The sequence below is a fragment of the Amycolatopsis sp. NBC_01488 genome, from assembly GCF_036227105.1.
Classification (GTDB): Bacteria; Actinomycetota; Actinomycetes; order Mycobacteriales; family Pseudonocardiaceae; genus Amycolatopsis.
Window position 1 is genome coordinate 6181310 of the sequence record NZ_CP109434.1, and the last position, 18745, is coordinate 6200054.

Annotated in this window: 20 protein-coding genes and 1 pseudogene; 11 read left to right on the forward strand and 10 right to left on the reverse strand. The window is 69.4% G+C overall.

The window, feature by feature from the left end; translation table 11 throughout:
- Nucleotides 1-385 precede the first annotated feature (385 nt).
- Together OG738_RS29295 and OG738_RS29300 are read right to left on the reverse strand one after the other, a co-directional pair.
- Nucleotides 386-1462, reverse strand: a complete 1077-nt coding sequence (locus OG738_RS29295; protein ID WP_329045669.1) for a HAMP domain-containing sensor histidine kinase — start codon at nt 1460-1462, stop codon at nt 386-388.
- An 83-nt stretch (nt 1463-1545) separates the two neighbouring features.
- Nucleotides 1546-2208: a response regulator transcription factor gene (locus OG738_RS29300; RefSeq protein WP_329045671.1), complete on the reverse strand. Its 663-nt coding sequence runs from the start codon at nt 2206-2208 to the stop codon at nt 1546-1548.
- Nucleotides 2209-2295: 87 nt separating this feature from the next.
- Here OG738_RS29300 and OG738_RS29305 point away from each other — a divergent pair, with 87 nt between their 5' ends.
- The 4 genes from OG738_RS29305 (at nt 2296) to OG738_RS29320 (ending at nt 6188) form a co-directional block, all read left to right on the forward strand.
- Complete coding sequence (locus OG738_RS29305; protein ID WP_329045672.1) at nt 2296-3246, forward strand: ABC transporter ATP-binding protein; 951 nt, start codon at nt 2296-2298, stop codon at nt 3244-3246.
- Nucleotides 3243-4721: an ABC transporter permease subunit gene (locus OG738_RS29310; protein ID WP_329045673.1), complete on the forward strand. Its 1479-nt coding sequence runs from the start codon at nt 3243-3245 to the stop codon at nt 4719-4721. The genes OG738_RS29305 and OG738_RS29310 overlap by 4 nt, the downstream gene beginning before the upstream one ends.
- Nucleotides 4718-5494, forward strand: coding sequence for an ABC transporter permease (locus OG738_RS29315; protein ID WP_329045674.1), 777 nt, complete (start codon nt 4718-4720; stop codon nt 5492-5494). The genes OG738_RS29310 and OG738_RS29315 overlap by 4 nt, the downstream gene beginning before the upstream one ends.
- Before the next feature lie 271 nt (nt 5495-5765).
- On the forward strand, nt 5766-6188 hold the full coding sequence (locus OG738_RS29320; protein ID WP_329045675.1) for an SUKH-4 family immunity protein: 423 nt from the start codon (nt 5766-5768) through the stop codon (nt 6186-6188).
- A 199-nt stretch (nt 6189-6387) separates the two neighbouring features.
- Here the strand turns inward: OG738_RS29320 and OG738_RS29325 are convergent, their stop codons facing one another.
- The gene (locus OG738_RS29325; protein ID WP_329045676.1) at nt 6388-7290 is read right to left on the reverse strand and encodes an AraC family transcriptional regulator; all 903 of its coding nucleotides are present in this window, start codon (nt 7288-7290) and stop codon (nt 6388-6390) included.
- Between the two features lie 113 nt (nt 7291-7403).
- Here OG738_RS29325 and OG738_RS29330 point away from each other — a divergent pair, with 113 nt between their 5' ends.
- Together OG738_RS29330 and OG738_RS29335 are read left to right on the forward strand one after the other, a co-directional pair.
- Complete coding sequence (locus tag OG738_RS29330; protein WP_329045677.1) at nt 7404-8489, forward strand: aldo/keto reductase; 1086 nt, start codon at nt 7404-7406, stop codon at nt 8487-8489.
- 655 nt (nt 8490-9144) lie between these two features.
- Nucleotides 9145-9927: a DinB family protein gene (locus tag OG738_RS29335; protein ID WP_329045678.1), complete on the forward strand. Its 783-nt coding sequence runs from the start codon at nt 9145-9147 to the stop codon at nt 9925-9927.
- 157 nt (nt 9928-10084) lie between these two features.
- On the opposite strand, the gene OG738_RS29340 is transcribed toward OG738_RS29335, so the two are convergent.
- Nucleotides 10085-10633 (reverse strand): GNAT family N-acetyltransferase, encoded by a 549-nt coding sequence (locus OG738_RS29340; protein ID WP_329045680.1) that lies wholly within the window; start codon nt 10631-10633, stop codon nt 10085-10087.
- A 511-nt stretch (nt 10634-11144) separates the two neighbouring features.
- Here OG738_RS29340 and OG738_RS29345 point away from each other — a divergent pair.
- Nucleotides 11145-11783: pseudogene (locus tag OG738_RS29345) on the forward strand (TnsA-like heteromeric transposase endonuclease subunit); the annotation flags it as partial.
- A 423-nt stretch (nt 11784-12206) separates the two neighbouring features.
- Here the strand turns inward: OG738_RS29345 and OG738_RS29350 are convergent.
- Nucleotides 12207-12584, reverse strand: a complete 378-nt coding sequence (locus OG738_RS29350; protein WP_329045681.1) for an ArsR/SmtB family transcription factor — start codon at nt 12582-12584, stop codon at nt 12207-12209.
- Nucleotides 12585-12659: 75 nt separating this feature from the next.
- On the opposite strand from OG738_RS29350, the gene OG738_RS29355 reads away from it, so the two are divergent.
- Nucleotides 12660-13334, forward strand: a complete 675-nt coding sequence (locus OG738_RS29355) for a haloacid dehalogenase type II (RefSeq protein WP_329056883.1) — start codon at nt 12660-12662, stop codon at nt 13332-13334.
- A 27-nt stretch (nt 13335-13361) separates the two neighbouring features.
- Here OG738_RS29355 and OG738_RS29360 read toward each other — a convergent pair whose 3' ends face one another.
- Nucleotides 13362-14597 carry an RNA polymerase sigma factor gene (locus tag OG738_RS29360; RefSeq protein ID WP_329045682.1) on the reverse strand — a complete coding sequence of 412 codons (1236 nt, stop codon included), beginning with the start codon at nt 14595-14597 and terminating at the stop codon, nt 13362-13364.
- A 5-nt stretch (nt 14598-14602) separates the two neighbouring features.
- Nucleotides 14603-14965: a YciI family protein gene (locus OG738_RS29365; protein WP_329045683.1), complete on the reverse strand. Its 363-nt coding sequence runs from the start codon at nt 14963-14965 to the stop codon at nt 14603-14605.
- 220 nt (nt 14966-15185) lie between these two features.
- Here OG738_RS29365 and OG738_RS29370 point away from each other — a divergent pair, with 220 nt between their 5' ends.
- Nucleotides 15186-15515: a TfoX/Sxy family protein gene (locus OG738_RS29370; protein ID WP_329045684.1), complete on the forward strand. Its 330-nt coding sequence runs from the start codon at nt 15186-15188 to the stop codon at nt 15513-15515.
- A gap of 3 nt (nt 15516-15518) precedes the next feature.
- Here OG738_RS29370 and OG738_RS29375 read toward each other — a convergent pair whose 3' ends face one another.
- Together OG738_RS29375 and OG738_RS29380 are read right to left on the reverse strand one after the other, a co-directional pair.
- Complete coding sequence (locus OG738_RS29375; RefSeq protein WP_329045686.1) at nt 15519-15950, reverse strand: SRPBCC family protein; 432 nt, start codon at nt 15948-15950, stop codon at nt 15519-15521.
- On the reverse strand, nt 15947-16258 hold the full coding sequence (locus OG738_RS29380; protein ID WP_329045688.1) for a metalloregulator ArsR/SmtB family transcription factor: 312 nt from the start codon (nt 16256-16258) through the stop codon (nt 15947-15949). Before OG738_RS29380 ends, OG738_RS29375 begins: the two co-directional genes overlap by 4 nt.
- Nucleotides 16259-16346: 88 nt before the next feature.
- Between OG738_RS29380 and OG738_RS29385 the strand changes: the two genes are divergently transcribed.
- Nucleotides 16347-16778 carry an SRPBCC family protein gene (locus OG738_RS29385; RefSeq protein ID WP_329045690.1) on the forward strand — a complete coding sequence of 144 codons (432 nt, stop codon included), beginning with the start codon at nt 16347-16349 and terminating at the stop codon, nt 16776-16778.
- Between the two features lie 701 nt (nt 16779-17479).
- On the opposite strand, the gene OG738_RS29390 is transcribed toward OG738_RS29385, so the two are convergent.
- Nucleotides 17480-17971, reverse strand: coding sequence for a MarR family winged helix-turn-helix transcriptional regulator (locus OG738_RS29390; RefSeq protein WP_329045691.1), 492 nt, complete (start codon nt 17969-17971; stop codon nt 17480-17482).
- Between the two features lie 196 nt (nt 17972-18167).
- Between OG738_RS29390 and OG738_RS29395 the strand changes: the two genes are divergently transcribed.
- Nucleotides 18168-18740, forward strand: a complete 573-nt coding sequence (locus tag OG738_RS29395; protein WP_329045693.1) for a TetR/AcrR family transcriptional regulator — start codon at nt 18168-18170, stop codon at nt 18738-18740.
- The last annotated feature ends 5 nt before the right edge of the window (nt 18741-18745 follow it).

Here is an 18745-nt window from a genome sequence, read left to right on the forward strand (position 1 = left end):
ATAGCGTTCAGCCCAAGACTATGATGCGCACCGGTTTGGGCCTGCGTCGTGACGATCTCGCGGCAGCGGAGCTCGAGATGACCTGTCAACACGTCGAACGGCAAGTGGAATGTCGATGCCGCGAAAGCGCGTGAGGTGCACGCCGGACTTGTGTGCACCTCACGCAGCATGATGTCGACATGTGCTCTCTACCGCCCATCGAGCACCGTGGTGCGGTGTGGCTCAAGAGAGGTCCGCTCAGCTCGACGTGGTGCTGCCCAGCTCGCCTAATACCAATCCCGACACGGCGAATAGAAACAGCGTGGCACCAATGATCATCGGCGTGGACCCGCACAAGGCTGCCAGGACATCGGCCGCCACCTCGCGCCGCAGCTGGTCGCTTGGATCAGAGGGATTTCCTGGTGGCGCGCCGGGACGGTTGGCGGGTCTGGCCGAGTTGCGGTGCGGGTCCGAAGTGGACGGTGATGGTCAGGCCGCCCTGGGAGCGTGCGGTGGCGGTGAGGGTGGCGTGGTGGGCTTCGGTGACGGCGTTGACGATGGCGAGGCCGAGACCGTGGCCGCTGTGGTGGTCGTTGCGGTCGGCTGAGAGCCGCTGGAAAGGCTGGAACAGCCGCTGGAGCTGATCTTCGGGCACGACAGGTCCGCTGTTGGTGACCGTGATGGCCGCCCGAAGCCCCGAGGTTTCAGTGGTGATCCGGATGTGCCCGTCCGAATAATTGTGGCGGACGGCGTTGTCGATGAGGTTCGTGGTAAGGCTTTCGATCAGTCTTGGGTCCCCGACTGTGGCTGCGGGCGTGAGGTGCAGGGCGAGGTCGATGCCGTTCTCGGCGGCCCGGGCGCGGCGCGAGGCGAGGACTCCGGCGACGACGTCAGCGAGGTCGACCCTTTCCCAGCGCGTGACACCGCGTTCGCCGGTGGCCAAGGCGAGCAGCGAAGTGACGAGCCGTTCCTGGAGCCCGCCCAGGGCCAGCGCCTCTTGACAGGCCATGCGGAGGGTGTCGGCGTCGGCATCGGGGTCGCCGAGCGCGACTTCCAGCAGGGTCCGCAGGCCGGCCAGCGGTGTTCGCAGCTCGTGGGAGGCGTTGGCGACGAAGTGACGTTGGGCGTTGAACGATGCTTCCAGGCGCGCGAAGAGGTCGTCGAGGATGTGGCCCAGTTCGGTCAGCTCGTCGACGGGCTCACCGAGGGCGAGGCGCTGGTCGAGGTTGCCGGCGGAGATGGCCTTGGCGGTGGCGGTGATGGCCCGCAGCGGCCGGAGGAACCGGCCGGCGACGAACCAGCCGGCAGCGACACTGACGGGCACGAGCACGACGAGCGCAACCACAGAGCCGACGAGGAGCTGGTGCGGGCCGATTCCCTGGCCGGTCCCGGTGATCGCGGCCGGCGCCCGGGGCGCGGAGGCCGGGCCGGGCGCGGTCGACTGCATGCCGATGAAGGGCAGGGTGACGACGGCGAGGACCACGACCCCGGCCAGGTAGATGCCCGCGGCGTAGACGAGCGTGAGCCTGGCTCGCAAGGATCGGCTGGGCGCGGACTGGAGGACGGTCATGGTGGTCCGATCCGATAGCCGCCTTCGCGGACTGTCTCGATCACGGACGGGTCGCCGAGTTTGGCGTTCAGCCGGTGCACGGTGTGCTTGACCGCAGAGCTGAAGGGGTCGGCTGCCTCGTCCCAGACCTGTTCGAGGAGTTCTTCGGCGGAGATGACCCGGCCGGGCGTGGCCAGCAGGCATTCGAGGAGGGCGAACTCCTTGGGGCTGAGCTCCAGGCGGCGGCCGGCGCGGAACACGGCCCGGCGCGCCGGGTCGAGGCTGATGTCCCCGGACACCAACGTGGGCGGCAGCGGCGGGGCGGCACGGCGAGCCAGAGCACGGACGCGGGCGACCAACTCGGCAAAAGCGAATGGCTTCGGCAGGTAGTCGTCGGCGCCGAGGCCGAGGCCGCTGACCCGGTCCTCGACCGTGTCGGAGGCGGTGAGCATCAGCACGCGGGTCTCGCAGCGGTTGCCGGCCAGCTGCCGGCAGATCTCGTCGCCGTGGACACCGGGCAGATCCCGGTCGAGGATCACCACGTCGTAACGGGTGACGGCCAGCCGGTCGCAGGCGTCGGTTCCGTCCAGGGTGACATCGACGGCCATGCCTTCGCGGCGCAGCCCGGTCCCGATCGAGCGGGCCAGCACCGCGAAATCCTCGACCACCAGGACCCTCATGTGCTCAACGATGCCAGAAGCGAGGTTCCAGCCAGGTCGCAGCGGCTGCGACCCGGCTGCGACCGAGTGCTGCGTACAACCTCCGGCATGAGTCCATTGAGAACCGCCGGCTCCGGGATTGTCGTCGCCGGCCTGCGGAAGCGGTACGGGTCGACCCGAGCTCTCGACGGTATGTCCTTCGCCGTCCGCCCCGGGTTGGTGACCGGCTTCGTCGGCCCGAACGGCGCCGGGAAGTCCACCACGATGCGCGTGATCCTCGGCCTCGCCGCGGTCGAAGCGGGCACCGCGCTGATCGAGGGGAAGCCCTACCGCGGCCTGCGGCACCCGCTTCGCCACGTCGGTTCCCTGCTGGACGCGGCGGCGCCGCACCCCGGCCGGAGCGCTCGCAACCACCTGCTCTGGATGGCGCATTCCCAAGGCTTGGCGCCGCGGCGGGTGGACGAGGTGCTCGAGCAGGTCGGCCTGGCCTCGGTGGCGCGGCGCAAGGCGGGCGGCTACTCGCTGGGCATGCGGCAGCGGCTCGGCGTCGCCGCGGCCCTGCTGGGCGACCCGCCGATCGTCCTGCTCGACGAGCCGTTCAACGGCATGGACCCGGACGGCATCATCTGGATGCGCGGGTTCCTGCGGTCCCTGGCCGCCGAGGGCCGGGCCGTCCTGGTGTCCAGCCATCTGATGAGCGAGGTGCAGGACACGGCCGATCATCTCGTCGTGGCCGGGCGCGGCCGGGCCATCGCCGACACCGGCGTGGCCGAGCTGATCGCGGCAGCGTCCAAGAACCGGGTGGCCCTGCGGACCACGGCCCGGCCGGACGCCACGAGCGTGCTCGCGCGGGCCGGCGCCACCACAACGGCCACCGGCCCGGACACCCTGATCGTCTCCGGGTTGTCCCCGGACCGCGTCGTGACGCTGCTCAACGAAACCGGGGTCCCGTTCTCCGAGGTTTCAGCACACCGCGCCACGCTGGAGGGCGCCTACCTGGAACTCACCCGCGACGCGATCGAGTTCCGCGCCATGGCACCCGCGGAGGTGCCACGGTGACTCCCTTTCTCCTGTTGCTGCGTGCGGAGTGGACCAAATTCCGGACCGTCCGAGGCTGGACCGTCGGCCTGGTGGCCGCGGCCCTGATGGTGGTGCTGGTCGCGCTGCTCGCCGGCATCAGCAGCGATCAGCACGGCTCACCACCGGTTCCGATCGGACCGGGTGGTGAGCCGGTCACCGACAGCTTCTACTTCGTGCACCAGCCGCTGACCGGAAACGGCAGCATCACCGTCTCCGTTTCCGCGCTCGACGTGCGCATCGCACCCGGCCTCGAACCCGGCACCGTGCCGTGGGCGAAAGCCGGCCTCCTCGTCAAGGACGGCGCCCGCCCCGGATCGCCCTACGCGGCGATCATGGTCACCGGCAGCCACGGCGTGCGGATGCAGGACAACTACGTCAACGACACAGCAGGTATCTCCGGCGCGGTCTCCACCGCATCACCCCGTTGGCTGCGGCTGGACCGCTCCGGCGACATGATCACCGGCTCCGAATCCGCCGACGGCATCCGCTGGACCACGGTGGGTACCGTGCACCTGGCCGGGCTCGGAACGACCGTGCAAGCCGGGCTGTTCGTCGCCTCTCCGGAAGCCGTTCAGGGCCTCGGCACGGTTCCCACTGTCGCTACAGCCGTCTTCGGGAACTTGCGTACCGCGGGCGGGCAGCTCGGCGACCGGTGGACCGGTGACCAGATCGGGCCCGAATCCTCCAGCTTCTCCGGTTATCCGCGGCACACCTCAGGAGCGTTCACCCAGTCCGGCGGCAGTGTCACCGTGACCGGCGCCGGCGACATCGCGCCCGCCGTCCGGGCATCGCTGGGCACCGCCGGGACCGTCGCGGATCTCCTCACCGGCACGTTCCCCGCGCTGATCGCGGTCATCGCCGTGGGAGCACTGTTCATCACCACCGAATACCGGAACGACCTGATCCACGTGACCCTGGCCGCCGCCCCGAGCCGGAGCCGGGTACTGGCGGCCAAGGCGATCGTCCTGGGCGCGGTCACCTTCGTCGCGGGACTGGCGGGGGCGGCCGTCGCGATTCCTCTGGGTGAGCACCTCGCGCGGGCCAACGGCGTGTACCTGTTCCCGATCACGTTCCCGACCCAGCTGCGGATCGAGCTCGGGACCGCGGCGCTGCTCGCCACCGCCGCGATCCTGGCGCTCGCCGCCGGCACCGCGTTCCGGCGCAGTGCCGGAGCGGTCACCACCGTCACGATGGTCATCGTGCTGCCCTACCTGCTGGTCGCGCAGATCCCGTTCATCCCCGCCGCGGTGATGGACTGGCTGACCCGGCTGACGCCCGCCGCGGCCTTCTCGGTCCAGCAAACGCTGACGCGATACCACCAGGTCGCCAGCATCTACACGCCTTACAACGGCTACTACCCGCTGCCGCCGTGGGTCGGGTTCGCCGTCCTGGCCGGCTACGCGACGGTGGCCCTGGCCGCGGCGGCCGTCCTGCTCCACCGGAGGGACGCATGAGACTGGCCCTGCACGCGGAATGGACGAAGATCCGCACCCTCGCCGGCCCCCGCTGGCTGCTGCTGGGCGCCATCGCCGCGACCGTAGCCCTGAGTGCCGGGGTCACCTCGATCATGACCTGCGACGCCACCGGTTGCGGCCACGACACGACCAAGCTCAGCCTCACCGGCGTTCAGCTGGGCCAGGCACCGGTCGTCGTCCTGGCCGTGCTGGTGATCAGCAGCGAATACGACTCTGGCCTGATCCGCACCACCCTGACGGCGACCCCGTACCGGACCACCGTCCTCGCGGCCAAGTCCCTCGCCCTCACCGGCGTCGTGGCCGCGGCCGGGACCGTCGCGGTTCTCGGGTCGCTGCTGGCCGGGCGGCTCATCCTGCCCGGCCGCGGCTTCACGGCCGCCCACGGCCACCCAGTGTTGTCCCTGGCCGACGGGCCGACCCTGCGCGCGACCGCCGGATCGGTCCTCTACCTGGTCCTGATCGCCCTGCTCAGCCTCGGCATCGCCACCGGCGTGCGCGATGCCGCCGCCGGCATCGGCACCATCCTGGGCCTGCTCTACCTGGTACCGATCCTCGCGCCGGTGATCAACGACCCGGACTGGCAACGCATCCTCGAGCAAATCGGGCCGATGAGCGCCGGGCTCGCCGTCCAAGCCACCACCGACCTCGACAGCCTGCCCATCGCGCCCTGGCCGGGCCTCGGCGTCCTCGCCACCTGGACCACTGCCGCCCTGCTGGCCGGTGCCCTGCTGCTGCAGCTGCGTGATGCCTGATGATCCAGCTCATCGGGGTGAACAAGCGCGCCCTCGTCGTGCACGACATCGACATCGACGTCGACACCGTGGCCGGCGCGCCGCTGGTGGTCCGCGGCATGTGCAGGTGGCTACGGCTGCCCTGTGGCGACCTCGTGACTGATCCCCAGGCAGTCCTCGTCGTCCCACGTTCGCCGCTCAGCCTGGCGCACGTCGCAGATTCCCGGCATCCGCAATTCGGCATGGGCGGATGTCCGCACATCACGGACCGCTCGCCTGGCATGCTTTGCGGGTGCTTACGGATCAGCAGATCGATGAGGCGTTGCGGGCCGTTCCGCGCAAGAAGGTTCCGTTCGAGGGCGCGTGGACCAAGGCGCCTTATCCGGAGCGCTCCCACGACGGCCGGATTTTCGCGGTGCTGGTCGACGACCCGGAGGTCGAGGCGCTGGTGGTCGACCGTGCGACCGGCGAGGTGCTCGTCCTGGACGGCTCGGTTGCCCTGGTCAACCGGTCCTTGGGTCAGTTCGCCAAGTCTGCCACGGCGTATGTGGCCGCGCGTAAGCGGGCGAAATCCATCGACGAGGACGACGACGAGGCCCTCGAAGCCAACGGCGAAGAGGCATTGATGGCTATCCGCGCAATCGACGCGGACGCCGTCGCGGACGAGAACCAGTTCTGGGCCGTCGCCGCCGAGGAACTCGGCTACGGCATCTGAGACCTGCGCGCGTCAGGATGGGCACCCAGGACGGCCATCCTGACGGGGGTTCAGGTGGTCGCGGTTACCCGACGGGCACGGGACGATCCGGGCTACTTGGCCGGACGTTGCGCCCTGTATGCGGCAGAAGAGGACGTTCTGTAGTCCGCGATTGTGCGTGGCCGGTGGCGCTGGCCGTCATGTGACAGGCCTTGGTGGGTCATGGCAGCACGGTCGGCGTGCGTGGTGTGTGCGCGTCGCGGCTGGGCGGCACGCCGAACATGCGCCGGTATTCGCGGCTGAACTGTGAGGGGCTGTCGTAGCCGACCGCGTAGCCGGCGCCGGTGACGTCTCCCGGTTCGACGAGTAGTCGTGCCCTCGCCTCGTGCAGACGGATCTGTTTCTGGAACTGGATCGGGGTCATCGAGGTGACCGCGCGGAAGTGACGGTGGAACGAGGTCACGCTCATCGTGGCCAGCGCCGCGAGTTCCTCGACGCGCAGCGTCTTGTCATAGTGGCCGCGGATCCATCGGATCGCGCGGGCCAGCTGCGTGAGTCGGCTGTCGGCCAACCCGATCTGCCGTACGGTCGCGCCCTGGGGGCCGGTCACGAGCCGCCAGAGGATCTCGCGCTCGGTGCCGGCCGCCAGGGCGGCGGCGTCCCCGGGCGCGTCGAGGAGGCCCAGCAGCCGGGCGATCGCGTCGAGCAGGGCCGGCGACGCGTCGCTGACCGCGATCCCGGCCGGCGCGGCGTCGACCGCACCCGGCCGGCCGGTGGCCGCCAGTGCCGTGTCGATCAGCAGGGAAGCGATCTTGTCCGGGCGCAGCTCGAGCACGAAGGCGAGGAGCGGCTTCTCGGCGCTGGCCCGTGCGATGTGCCCCACCAGCGGCAGTGCCACCGACACCAGGAGGAACTGCCCCGGACCGTAGGTGAAGGTGCGGCCGTTCAGAGCCGTTTCCTTGACGCCTTGAACGATGACCCCGAGCGTCGGCTCGACGGCGCTGCCCAACGGCTCGGTGGTCGTCGACGCGCGGAGGACCGAAACGCCGGGCAGCGCCGTGCGGGTCACGCCCTCGCCGGCATGGCGGGTGATCGACGCCTTCAGGCGAGCCAGCTCGTCCATCTCCCCAGTGAATCACGGTGGAGCTCGACGACTGCCACGGTTGGCAGGATCGTGCAAGACTCTGGCAGTATCGACCTAGCACCTGGAGAGTGTGCCCTGGTGTCATGAAAGCCATGACCTCCCTCGATTCCTACCTCACCATCGGCCGCTCTGGCCTGCGTGTCAGCCCGCTCTCGCTGGGCACCATGACCTTCGGCGAAGACGACGGTTGGGGCGCGAGTCCCGAAACCGCTGAGGCGATCCTCGCCGAGTACCTCGACCACGGTGGCAACGTCGTCGACACCGCCAACACCTACACCAACGGCCACTCCGAGAAGATCGTCGGCGACTTCTTCGCGGCCCGGCACGGCCTGCGTGAACGCGTCGTGCTCAGCACGAAGTTCTTCGCCAACCTTCATCCCGGTGACCCCAACGGCGGCGGCGCCGGCCGCAAGGCACTCATCGGGCAGCTCGAAGAGTCATTGCGGCGCCTTCAGACCGACTACATCGACCTCTACTGGCTGCACGGCTGGGATCGCCGCGCCCCGATCGAGGAGACTCTGCGAGCGATGGACGACCTGGTCGCCGCCGGCAAGGTCCGCTATGTCGGCTTCTGCAACCTCCCGGCGTGGGTCGCCGCGCAGAGCCAGACGATCGCCCACTTCCGTGGCTGGGCGCCGCTCACCGCGCTCCAGTTCGAGTACTCGCTGCTGGAACGCACGCCCGAAGGTGAGCTCCTGCCGATGGCCGAGGCGTTCGACATGGGCGTTCTACCGTGGAGCCCCCTGCGCGGCGGCCTGCTGTCAGGCAAGTACGTCCGCGACGCCGCCACCCCCGCCGACAGCCTGCGGGCCGCTCGCCTGAGCCGGCCGACCCAGCGGGACTGGGGCGTCATCGACGCGGTCGCGCGGATCGCGGCCGCGATCGGCGTCAGCTCGGCGGAGGTCGCGCTCGCGTGGGTACGCGGCCGCCAGGCGGTCACCTCGACGCTCATCGGCGTACGAACTCCCCAGCAGCTACGCGTCAACCTCTCCTCGCTGGCGATCGCATTGACCCCCGAGCAACTCGCCGCCCTCGACGAGCCCTCGACTCCATCCCTCGGCTTCCCCGCCGCCATCAACGCCGGACCGGGGCCAATGCTCGGCTTCGGCGGTACAACAGTGGACGGCGTCGAGCTTCCGGTGTGGCCGATGCTGCTCTCCAGCCCAGCCCGCTACTGAATCCGCCCCAGCAAAAGGGAACTCACGATCGCCAACCCCGTTGCGGACCAGACCATCCTCTATTCGGCATGAGCGTGCGTGGTGACGAACGACTGATCAGCGGCTACTTAAGACCGGGCGGCAGGATTGGGTCCGGCCAGACTGCCATGACTGCACTCTTTCCTGACTGACTCAGTCAGTCAAGTATTCGGCCCTCGACTCGACCGGCAGGCTTGCCTGCTCGCCATGAGCGGCTGCGTCCCCGGCTCCACCCGTCGGCCGTCCGCCGTGGTTGCCGCGTGCCGGCGGCGGCCTGCTGGCCTTCGAGGGTCTTCTCGCCGATCTAGTCGCGGTCGAGCTGAGCGGCGACGACCCGCACGGGGAAGAGCATGAAGCCCCATGCCGTGCAGGTCGGAGATCCCTGTCAGTGGCCCGGTGACCAGTTACAGCTGCACTCCGCCGCTTTGGAGCGGGCGGAGAGGACCATCAGGTCCGCGGCGTTGCGGGCGAGGTGTTCATCTCGTGCACGGCCCGGATCCTCGGCTGGTCCGCCGCAGCGGTCCTGATCTCGTGATCGAGGGTGAGGGCCTGCAGGACCTCGTCTTCGATGTGCCGTCCGGCGCCGCACATCGAGTCGACGCCCCGGCCGATACGGAACGTGGCGCGGGAGGGACGGGTGAGCGAGACTGCTTCGATGGTTTCCGAATACGCCCAGAGCGACCAATTCCGCGGTGCTCGTATCCACCTGTGCGACCTGGCGGGCCTCGAGATCCGCGATTGCGAGGTGAACGGTCTGAAGATCGTCGACTGCTACGGCAGCGACGTCTACCTCGGTGGCTACTTCGAGCGTGTCGTCGTCAACGACGTCGACGTGACCGCCTACGTCGAGGCCGAGCTCGACCGCCGGCACCCCGCCCGGACGCTGGCACGGGAAGCGGCTTCTCCCGAGGACTACCGGGCTGCTTGGGACGCCATCGAGACCCTGTGGCGCGCAACGCTCGACCGGGCGAGGCTGTTGCCCGCGTCCACACTGCACGAGCAGGTCGACCGCGAGTGGTCGTTCGTCGAGACACAACGGCATCTGCTGTTCGCCTGCGATGCGTGGCTCGGCAACGCCGTGCTCGAGGAGGAAGCGCCCTACCACCCGCTGGGCTTCCCCGCCGGGGGAACGCCGTCCGATGAGGCGGCGAAGCTCGGCCTCACCCTCGAAGCCACCCCGACGCTCGAGGAGGTGCTCGCGCCGCGGCTCGCCCGCATGGCCGCGATGCGGTGTGTCGTCGACGGGCTCACCGCGGCCGAACTCGACCGGGTATGCGGCCGCAAACCAGCGGACATGTACCCCGAGCAGGAGTACGTCGTGCGCCGCTGCCTCAAGGTGGTGCTGAAGGAAGAAGCCGAGCACCACCGTTACGCGGTGCGCGACCTCGCGGTGCTCGAGGCAGGTGTGTCTGAACCGTAGTAGTCGCCGAGCGGTTTGCTCGGCCAAGTGCCGACGCGGGAGCGGACGCTTACGTCCGTGCTGGGCGGCGCGTGTGTCTCGCTGCGCGGTCAGCGGCAGAAGACGGCATGCCCATCGACCCGGCCCGGCGGAACTCGACCCCGCGGGCCGGGCTGCATCAGCTTCCCGGCGGCGTGCGCACGTGTCGGTGCCCGCTGGCCGGGAAGGCTGGCGGTGCGGGCGGTAACACGTCGTGGAGGACGTAGTCGCACTTCTCCGCCACGCGACAGGAAGCCCGGTTGTCCTCCGCGTGCAGCAAGTCAAGGCGGGTCAGCCGGGTGAGATGCTGGGTGTGCAGTGCCCACCGCGACGTGGTCTCGAGGGCACGGGCGGCGATGCCGCGTCCCCGGACGTGGGCAGCCGTCCAGTAGCCGACCTCGGCCACACCGGCGGTCCCGACCTTCACCACCATGTGGCCGAAGGGTGCGTGGTCGTCGTCATCGGCCACCACCGCGAAACTGAACCGTGTTGCGGAGTTCCAGCCGGCGGCCTGTGCGTCCAGCCACCGCCGGGCATCGGCTTCGTCGGCCAGGGAGGTGGCCAGCCACTGGCGCAGCAGCGGATCGCGATGCGCCGCGATCAGCGCCGGTAAATCGTCCAGTCGCCATGGGCGCAGCCGCAGGGCGGCTGCCGACTCGGTCTGCGGCACGGACAGGATGATCGTCACGGTCTCATTCTGCGCTGCCGGGGCGCCCAGCCTGGATCACGATCGACCTGACGCCACCCACGCACGGCGTGAGCACGCCACATCCCCCCAGCTACCGCCGCGACCGCGCCAAACGTGCGCCAATCGCTAATTGCGCGCCGCTAGAAGTTACAGTCGGTGTAGGTTCTCAATTTCTGCGACCAATCTCGATGATCTTGGCTAGCAATTGGCAAATTTGGCATCCCATTGAGATTGATCATCGCTGGGCCATTCGAGTGGGGCGCTGCGACGCGCCGGGCCTCGCCGGGCCACGAGGAGGTGATGCCGTGTAGTCCTTGGACGTCCGGCGGCTCACCTGCGGCAGGAGCAACGCGATGGCCACGTCGAACGATCGTACGGTGTCGGTGCATGTCCGGCTTCCCGACAGGGCATCGGAGCTGGCGTCGAGCTGGCTTGACGTGGACGTGCAGGTCTTGCGGCGGCTGCACCATGGCACACTTTTCGTTCCTGCAAAGGGCAACGACACTACTCGGGTAGTTTCTGGAGTGCCACCGAAAACGGCCTTGTTCTGTACGAGTCGCGGCTGGAGTTGTCGCGGCTGTTGTTCGCTGACTTCGACGCGTTGGTGCGCGGCATCGTGGCGCAGCGGTTCCTCCTGGAGAGGGAAATCGGCCAGTGCACCCGACGGCATGTCCCAGACTTCCTGCTGCTGACCAACTCCACGCCGATCGTTGTCGATGTGAAGCCGTGCCATCGGGTCACCGCTCAGACCGTCGCTCCCGTCCTCGCGTGGACCCGGCGTGCGGTGGAGTCGCGCGGCTGGCGCTACGAGGTGTGGACGGAGCCGCCCCCTGTCGAGCTGGCGAACGTGCGAACTCCGGCCGGCCGGTGTGCGGGTCACGGTCATGCTGCCCGGCAACGTCGACACACCGATCATCGACCGGTTCGGCCTGGACCGAACCCGCCTCCCGATCCGCCACTCCCGGTGGCCGCCGCGATCCGGCAGACCGTCCACGCCCTGCACGCCGGGCGCCCCACGATCGTGCCCGACCGGCGCCTGCGCACCCTCTCCCGGCTCACGCCCCGCGGGATGTCCATCAGGATGAACGGCCGCATGCTCGGCCAAGCCGCCGCCAATCTGGCCGCACGCCAGGCAGACACACCAGCCTGACCGGATCCGGCCGGCCGGCCGGCAGCCCGAATTGCTACCACCGGTGCGCGCCGCCCCTGGCCGACACCACATCCATTCCGGTGCGCACCGAAGGGGGCGCCATCACCGAGTCCGCGGCACTGGCGCGACGCCCAACCGTCCGCTGCGATCGACGACGAACGGGAACGGGCTGAACAGCGTCCTGGCGTACGGAAACGCAAGCTCTCGCATCGGGTCCTGCAGGGGCTACCTGCCCGGCCACTGGAGCCGAGATCCGCTCGACCGAGGCGAGGTGCTCCGCAAGGGCCCCGGGCACAGCGCGCCCACCGGCTGGCACGACGAAAGATGACCGAGGCAGAGCTGGGTCCGCCACCGCCGCCGAACCCGACGTGCGCGTCGAAGGTGACGAAACTTCCTTGCTGACTCCGGCGGCGGGCGAGTTGCTCACGCAGGTGGCCGCGGCGAGGGAGCGGGCGCCCCGCTGTCACCGATGCTTCTTGATGGCGTCAGGTCGACGATCAGGTCGAGCAAGCCGGGAAAGCGTGTGTCGAACTCGTCGCGCCGCAGCCGGACGAAGGTCCCGTTGCCCGCGTTGCGCTGCCGGATCAGTCCTGCTTCCCGAAGGATTCGCCAGTGGTAGGTCCGGGTGGACTTCGCGACCGGTAGTGCGAAGGAGCCACACGCGCGCTCGCCGCTGATGTCGAGCCCGTCGCCGCGTGCCAGGTCGATGATGATCCCGCGGCGCAGCGGATCCGCGAGCGCGGACAGCACCGTGCCCAGGTCGACGTCCGTGATCGCCGGGGACGGGAGTTCGCTGGTCATTCACCCCTCCTGGACAAGGTACGACGCTTATCGTACCTTGCAGGTACGAGATTCTTCGAACCTATGAGGGTGTCCATGCTGTGTGTCTTCGACATCAACGAAACCCTGCTCGACCTCGCGCCGCTGGACGACGTGTTCGTCGAGCTGACCGGCTCGCCGAACGCCCGGCGCGAATGGTTCGACCTGGTCATCCACACTGCGCTGACGGTCACCGCCAGCGGCGGTTACCGGGACTTCGCCGAGATCGCCGGGGCATGCGCGGCCAGTCTCGCCTCCCGTTACGGCAGGCAGATGACCGACGAGCAACGGGGTCTGGTCGGGACGACGCTGCGATCGCTACCGGCTCACCCGGATGTGCCCGACGCGCTCGTCCGTCTTCGGGCAGCGGGCCTGCGGCTCGTGGCGCTGGGCAACTCGCCGCTGGCGACCATCGAACGGCAGCTTGAGCATGCGGGGCTGGCAGGCAGCTTCGACCGGATCTTCTCGGCCGAACAGGTGGGTGCCTTGAAACCGGCCGCCGCGCCCTACCGTCAGGTCGTCGACGCCTATGGGATCGACCCGGCCGAGGCGGTCATGATCGCTGTCCACGGCTGGGACATCGCCGGGGCCGGCGCCGCCGGATTGACCACCGCGTTCCTCGCTCGGCCCGGTCACTATCAGCTTCCCGGCTCGCCGCCGGCCACTCTCGTGGCAGCCGATCTCGGCGAACTCGCCGACATCGTCATCGGCTTGGCCGCCAAGGCTGGGTGAAGGAGAACGGGGCAGCCGGCACGGAGGTCATCCGACACCGCCTCGCCGGGTACCCGCTCGGCCGCCGAGCCTGAGGAAGTTCCGTTCCGCTTCCGTCGGCGCCAGGTTTGCCGCGCGTTCGAAGGCGGCCATCGCGTCTTCGGTGCGGCCGAGGCGTTGGAGCAGGTCGGCTCGGGTGGCGTGGAACGGGTGGTAGCTGTCCAGGTTCAGGGCGTCCACAAGGGACAGTGCGGCGGCGGGGCCGTGCACTTCGGCGATGGCGACGGCGCGGTTGAGTGCGACGACCGGGGTGGGGGCGAGGGTGAGCAGGTGGTCGTAGAGGGTGATGATCTGGGGCCAGTCGGTCTGGTCGGCGGTGATGGCGTCGGCGTGCACGGCGTTGATGGCCGCTTGGAGCTGGTAGGTGCCCGGTCGGTTGTGGTGCAGGCACCAGCGGAGGATCGCTTGGCCTTCCTCGATCAATGCTCGGTCCCATCGGCTGCGGTCCTGCTCGCTCAGCACCACGAGGGAGCCGTCCGGTCGGGTTCGCGCTGGCCGGCGGGAGTCGCTGAGCAGTACCAGCGCCAGCAAGCCCGCCACTTCCGGCTCGCCGGGCATGGCCGCGGCGAGGATCCGGGCCAGGCGGATCGCCTCGTGGCACAAGCCTGGTCCGGCGGGGCCGTCGGCTCCGGCGGTGTAGAGCAGGTAGATGACGGCCAGCACCGGCGGTAGCCGGGTGGGCAGCTCGTGCTCTTCCGGCACGCGGTACGGGATCCTGGCGGCCTTGATCTTGCGTTTGGCGCGCGCGAGACGTTGTGCCATCGCCAGCGTGCTCACCAGGAATGACCGCGCGATCTCCTCGATCGGGAGGCCGCCGAGCAGCTGGAGGGTGAGCGCGATCTGTGCGTCGGGGGACAGCGCCGGGTGACAGCAGGTGAAGATGAGGCCAAGCCGGTCGTCTTCCACGGCCACCGGCTCTCGGGGTATGGGGGAGATCTCGGCGCCGGGTGACAGTGCTGCGGCTTCGCCGAGGAGCTCCCGGCCGCGCGTCTCGCGGCGGAGGCGGTCGATGGCGTGGTTGCGGGCGGTGGTGGTGATCCAGCCGCCGGGGTTGGGTGGCAACCCGTCGGCGGGCCACTTGCGCAGGGCGGTGGCGAACGCCTCCTGGACCGCGTCTTCGGCGAGATCGATGTCGCCGAAGACGCGGATCAGGGTGGCCACCGACCGGCCGGACTCCGCGCGGAAGATTCGGCCGACCGCGTTATCGTCGAGCTCGCCGTGCACGTGGCTCAGGCTCCGGGTTCCTTCGCGAACGGGCGAACCTCGATCGGTGCGCCGACGATCGCGGTGACCTTGGAAGCCCAGCCGAGGGCGGCGTCGAGGTCTTCGGCTTCGATGACGTAGAAGCCGCCGAGGTGTTCCTTCGCTTCCACGAAGGGCCCGTCGGTGGTCAGCACGGCGCCGCCGGACATCCGCACGACGGTGGAGGTGTCCGGCTCGTGCAGCCGCCCGCCGAACACCCACGCCCCGGCTGACTTCAACTCCGCCTCAAGAGCCATCACCTGGGTGTAGGTCTGCCGCATCTGCTCTTCGGTCATCGGGGCGCGGACCTCGCCCTCGACGCTGTGGGCGGACAACAGGTATTGGGTCATGGGTGGTGCCTCTCCGTGCCGGGCGGGCCCGTCCCGCCTCTCACCTCGACTACGAACGGGCCCCGCCCAGAGTGACACGTCGCCGTAAGAAGGGCGAAATGTCCGTCCGGCGCGTTGTTCGCGGCAGGTCCGCCGCGGGTGCGCAGCCGGCCTCTACGCCGGACAATGCCGTCGTGGCCGCGGCGCGCCGCGGCCGGACCTCGGCGCGGAAAGGACCACCATGGCCTACGACGAAAACCTGGCGAACCGGGTCCGTGACCTGCTCGACGGTGAGCCTGGACTGGCCGAGAAGAAGATGTTCGGCGGGCTCGCGTTCCTGCTCAGCGGCAACATGGCCGTCGGGGTGACCGGGGACGCGCTGATGGTCCGGCTGCCCGCCGACGAAAGCGACGACGCGCTGGCCGAGCCTGGCGCGCGGCCGTTCGACATGACCGGGCGCCCGATGAAAGGCTGGCTCCTGGTCGATCCACCCGGTCACCGCAAGGCCGGGGATCTCCGCCGCTGGGTCGGCCGGGGCACCACGTTCGCCCGCACCTTGCCGCCCAAGTAGCGCTCAGATGTTCGGATCGGGGCCGGGGTCCCCGCCGGTCGCGCGGACGGCGAGGCGGTCGAGGTACATCGTCCAGCCCTTGCCGTGGTGCTCGCGCTGCTCGTCGCCGGGCAAGCCGTGGTGGCGCAGCACCACCAGGGTCCCGCCGTCGACGGGCTCGAGGGTCACCACGACGCGGGTGGAGCCAGGGGCGACGGCGTGGTCGTGGGTCCAGCCCCAGGTGAACACGATCCGGCGCGGCGGGTCGATCTCGACGAACTCGCCCACTGCCGCTACGCCGCCGCGCATGCCCACCCGGTAGCCGCCCCCGGGCACGGGCTCCAGCATTGCGGTTCCGCCCATCCACTGCGTGTAACGCGCCGGGTCGGTGAAGTAGGGGAAGACCGTCTCAGGCGGTGCCTCGATGTGCACGGTCACTTCGAGAGCTTCGATCACGGCTCGGCCTTCCTGTGTTGGTCGGCCTCGACGACGTCCTTGAGCCGGTCGAGGCTGCGCCGCCAATGGTCCTCCACGACGGCGCGCAGCGGGCCGAGCGCGGCCTGGTCGGCGCGGTAGATCCGGCTGTTGCCCACGCGGCGTTCGGTGACGAACCCGGCGGTCTTGAGCACGGTCAGGTGCTGGCTGATCGCGGACCACGAGACGTCGAACTGTGCGGCGATGTCGCCCGCGGTCAGCTCGCGGTCCCAGACGAGCTCGAGGATGCGCAGCCGACGCGGGGCGGCAATCACCTGCAACGGCTCCATGTCGGCACCTCCTGACCGAGCTTGACAGTAGTGTAGCTCAGACTTAATTTAGACCCGTCTAAAATAGATTTCCCTGGTTGGAGGCCTCGTGAGCATCACTTTGGCCGTCGATGTCGACGGCGACCCGCAGCGGGTCTTCGAGATCCTGACGACGACCGAAGGCCAGCGCGCGTTCTGGACCGCGGACTGCGACGTCTCGGCCGGCCGGGCCAGGTTCGGCTTCGCGCAGGCCCCCGTCGATCTCGAAGTCGACGTGACGAGCGAGCCGGGCAAGCTCGTCCGGATGCGCGTCACCAGTGGTTTCCCGTACTGGGAGGGCTCGACCTGGGAGTGGGAGCTGGGTCCGGCGACCAGAGCCGAGTCGGGCACCGGCGTGCTGTTCCGGCACTACGGGTTCGGCGACGGATACCCGGAGATCGACCTCGGGCACACCGCGCAGACCTGGGCGCTGATCATGCAGCGGCTGGCCGAGTACGTCGCCGACGGCACGCCGCGGCCGTTCTTTGCCGAGGCCGCCTGAGGTGGCGGTCGACGTCCGGCCGACGGTGCTGGTGCGACGTCCGCGCGGCGAGGTCGCCGCGTTCGTGTTCGACCCGGCCAACGTCTGGAAGACCGAACACTCAGGGCTGCTTCACCAGGACGGTGCGGTCGATCGAGAAGGTTGCCTGACGGCTGTCGACGTCCGAAGTGGACTATGCGATACCTGAACTCACATGCACGCCCGAGGTTCCGACCCTGGTTTGGTACCCCGACGCACCCGGGCCGAGCCTGCTTTCTGGCTCGGCAGGTCTCCGCCGTCAGCTGCTCGTTCGTTGTACTGCGCAATACTTGGCACGTTTGCGGCGCGGATTTATTGAAGACGGTGGCGGGTCCGTCGGCCCTGGCCTTCGCTGCCCGAGTACTCGCTGCCGATCGCGAGGTCGAGGCTTCAGCGCAGGATGCCGACAGTCTTGGGGAATCGGTTGCCATCCTCGTGTTGACGAGGTGGATCGTGTCGGCGCAGTCCGCCTGGTCGGCCGACGCGTGGGGAACTCCGGTGGTCGAATGGGTCGGGAGAACGCGGCAACGGGGCACCAAGTGAACTCGAGCCCCTGCCTGCTCGGGCGGCTCGCCGGAGTTGCTTGGACCCGGTGCGCTCGATGATGAGCCCGGGCACGCGTGTGACCTCGGGGCGGCGGGTCCTGTGTGGTCATCACCTTGCCGCCGGAAGGTGTCCGGGTGTCAGGCCCAGATCGCCTCGGGTGAGGTGCCGGCCGGCGGTTCGCCGCCTGCTTCGGCGAACGCGGCGAGCACGTCCACCAGGCCCTGCCGGGCGTCGTCGGGCATCTTGGCGACGATCTTGGCGATCTCCTTGCGGCGGCGCGTGGTGACCTGACGCACCAAGCGGGCGCCTTCCTTGGTCAGCTGGAGCACGATCTCGCGCCGCGAGTTGGGGCTGTTCTGCCGCTCGACCGTGCCGACCGCGACCAACCGGTCGACCATCCGGCTGGCCGTGGACGGGGTCACGCCCAGGTACTCGGCCAGCGCCGCGTGCTTGAGCGCGCCACGGCTCTGCAGGATCACCAGCAGCCGGAACTGCGGCAGGGTGATGGTGTCGCCGGCGGCCGCGATCGAGCGGGCCGAGACGGCGACGAGCAGTCGCGAGGCGGTCAGGACGGCGTCGGTGACCGCGTCGATGTCCGTGGCATCGAACTGGACGGTTGGGCGAGGCATGTCCACCAGTGTGCCGCACCGAACGGTGGTTCATCCGCCGAGTCGAGTGCATCCCCGCCCGGCTGGTTTCTCGCGGGCGCGATCACCAAATATTCGTCTAGGAAACAGTTGGCCTTGCGAAGGCTTTCCGATGGGGTCTAAGTTGGTCGTTGTCCGAGTAGGGCAGTCGTACAGGTCGATCGTTCTGGAGAGTGACGTGTCGGAATCCCCGGCCGCTGCGCGTGGCCAGGAGGTGCGCCGCCGACTACTGGCGGCCGCGGTGGAACTGATCCCGGAGCGCGGCTGGACCGCAGTGAGCACCCGGGTGCTGGCCGAACGCGCCGGAGTGACGCCGAGCGTCGTGCACTATCACTTCCCGTCGCTGTCGGCGCTGCTTCGGGACGCGGTGGTGGTCGCGATGCGGGAGGTTCTCGCGGTCGCGGACCCGGCACTCTCCTCGGCGCGATCGCCGGGGGAACTGGTCGACACACTCCTGGGTTCGGTCGAGCAGTACACCGGCGCGGATCCCCTGTCGCTGCTGTTCATCGAAGCCGCCCTCGCTGCGGCACGTGACGAAACGCTGCGGGCGGGGATGGGCGAGGTGGTAGCCGGGTTCCAGCAGCGCCTCACCCGGGCGCTGGACGAGCACGGCGTTCCGGCGGCCGAGGCGACCGCGGCGGTGCTCGCCGCGGCGGTCGACGGCTTGCTGCTGCACCGCTCCCTGGCGCCGGCGCCCGACGTCGAGGCGCTGACGGTCGTGCTCCACCGGCTTGTCGACCAGGACCGATGAAGGAG